Origin of the sequence: Acinetobacter sp. YH12039 (assembly GCF_013420015.1) — a bacterium.
In the GTDB taxonomy this organism is placed as follows: Bacteria; Pseudomonadota; Gammaproteobacteria; order Pseudomonadales; family Moraxellaceae; genus Acinetobacter; species Acinetobacter amyesii.
Map to the genome: position 1 here is coordinate 1 of NZ_VOZA01000125.1, position 1,401 is coordinate 1,401.

A 1,401-nucleotide genomic window follows, 5' to 3' on the forward strand; every position below is an offset into this window, starting at 1 on the left:
ACCTGACTTTTTTGTCAAAATGACCGATGCACAACGCCATTTATTTGCAAAAAAAATGTCAGAAATGCCTGAAATGGGGAAATATTCACAAGGTACAGAAAGCTACCAACAATTTGCTATTCGTATCGCTGATATGCTTTTAGAGCCTGAAAAATTCAGAGAGCTTTATCCAATTTTAGAAAAATCAGGATTTCAGCCATGATTAAATTAAATAACCTATCAACCGATCTAAAGCATGTGACCGTTGAATACCTCGACATCGTAAATTATGAAATTGCGAGGGAAAATATATGCGGTTATATCTTCCTATTATCCCGACTATCCAAAGATGCCGAACCCACCGAAAGAATGCAGCTGGAAAGCAAAATAGAGGACTTAATTTACTATCGGGATAATTTGCAGATCGAAGATAAAGAAAATATCCAAAAGGTCTTAAATGAGCTAATTCCAGAGTATAAAGCCGAACAAGAACAACAGAGAGCTAAGAAAAATTAGGCTTTCTTCTTAGCTTTAATTTTTTGCTTTGGCTTAACAATAAATTGCTCTCCCAAGGCCTTTCCTTGTTTAAAAGTGACGATTTCCTTAGCTTCAATTTTAAGTTTTTCGCCAGTTTTAGGATTATGCCCCATTCTTTCGGCACGCTGTTTTACTTCAAAAGTCCCAAAATCAACTAATCGGACATTTTTATCTTCAACTAGGGCTTCTGTAATGACTTCAAGAACAGAATTAAGCACAACTCTTGCTTCGTCTTGATTAATATTTAATTTAGGCGCTAATTTGGCAATTAAATCCGCTTTATTCATAATTAATTTTCCTCAATATTTGGTAAGTCAAAAAGCTGTCTATCTCTATTTTCAGTTAAATATTCATTAAGTTCCGTGAGTATTTTTTCTTTGTTAGCTTCATTAGATTGCATCTTTTTAATTAAGTAAGAACCGAGCAAAATTTTACGCCGAGTATCATCCTTGCGCTCCTGTTCTTTCTTTTTGGTACGTTCTCTTGCTTCAATAGCCTGTTTCTGTGCTTTTAACTGTTTCAGCTTCTCTAACTGGGCTTCAATTTTCTTTTCGATATTTTCAGCAGATTTAGTCATAACGGTTAATTTCGGAATATAGAAAACCACTCAAGCATAAGACCCTATGAATTGAAATTCAAGCGGGTAATATGCTATCGTGTTTTTCATGAAATGCGCACTTACGACTTGGATTTCATCCAAGTCAAAGTTTGCGTAAGGGGAATCCCCTTAACCCCAAAAAACTGCTACGCAATTTTTTAAAAGCAAAAGCACCCCAAGGCGACTGCATGGCAATTTATCATTGTTCCACTAAAACGGTGAACCGAAGTTCGGGGCGAACTGCGGTTGCATCATCTGCATATCGTGCAGGGGAAAAACTCGAAGAT

At 36.3% G+C, this 1,401-nt stretch carries 3 protein-coding genes and 2 pseudogenes; 3 read left to right on the top strand and 2 right to left on the bottom strand.

What is annotated here, in order from left to right:
• Together FTT98_RS17755 and FTT98_RS17760 are read left to right on the top strand one after the other, a co-directional pair.
• Positions 1–202, top strand: a pseudogene (locus FTT98_RS17755) (RepB family plasmid replication initiator protein); the annotation flags it as partial.
• Entirely contained in the window at positions 199–495 is a 297-nt protein-coding gene (locus tag FTT98_RS17760; protein WP_180177623.1) for a hypothetical protein, read from the top strand. The pseudogene FTT98_RS17755 and the gene FTT98_RS17760, both read left to right, overlap by 4 nt.
• On the opposite strand, the gene FTT98_RS17765 is transcribed toward FTT98_RS17760, so the two are convergent.
• Both FTT98_RS17765 and FTT98_RS17770 read right to left on the bottom strand, forming a co-directional pair.
• Entirely contained in the window at positions 492–803 is a 312-nt protein-coding gene (locus tag FTT98_RS17765) for an HU family DNA-binding protein (protein ID WP_180177624.1), read from the bottom strand. The genes FTT98_RS17760 and FTT98_RS17765 overlap by 4 nt on opposite strands.
• A gap of 2 nt (positions 804–805) precedes the next feature.
• Entirely contained in the window at positions 806–1,093 is a 288-nt protein-coding gene (locus FTT98_RS17770) for a mobilization protein (RefSeq protein ID WP_180177625.1), read from the bottom strand.
• A 209-nt stretch (positions 1,094–1,302) separates the two neighbouring features.
• On the opposite strand from FTT98_RS17770, the pseudogene FTT98_RS17775 reads away from it, so the two are divergent.
• Positions 1,303–1,401: pseudogene (locus FTT98_RS17775) on the top strand (mobilization protein); the annotation flags it as partial.

Excerpts from the sequence above, each read along its gene's own strand:
- FTT98_RS17760 (WP_180177623.1), top strand. The coding sequence starts at position 199 with ATGATTAAATTAAATAACCTATCAACCGATCTAAAGCATGTGACCGTT.
- FTT98_RS17765 (WP_180177624.1), bottom strand. The coding sequence starts at position 803 with ATGAATAAAGCGGATTTAATTGCCAAATTAGCGCCTAAATTAAATATT.
- FTT98_RS17770 (WP_180177625.1), bottom strand. The coding sequence starts at position 1,093 with ATGACTAAATCTGCTGAAAATATCGAAAAGAAAATTGAAGCCCAGTTA.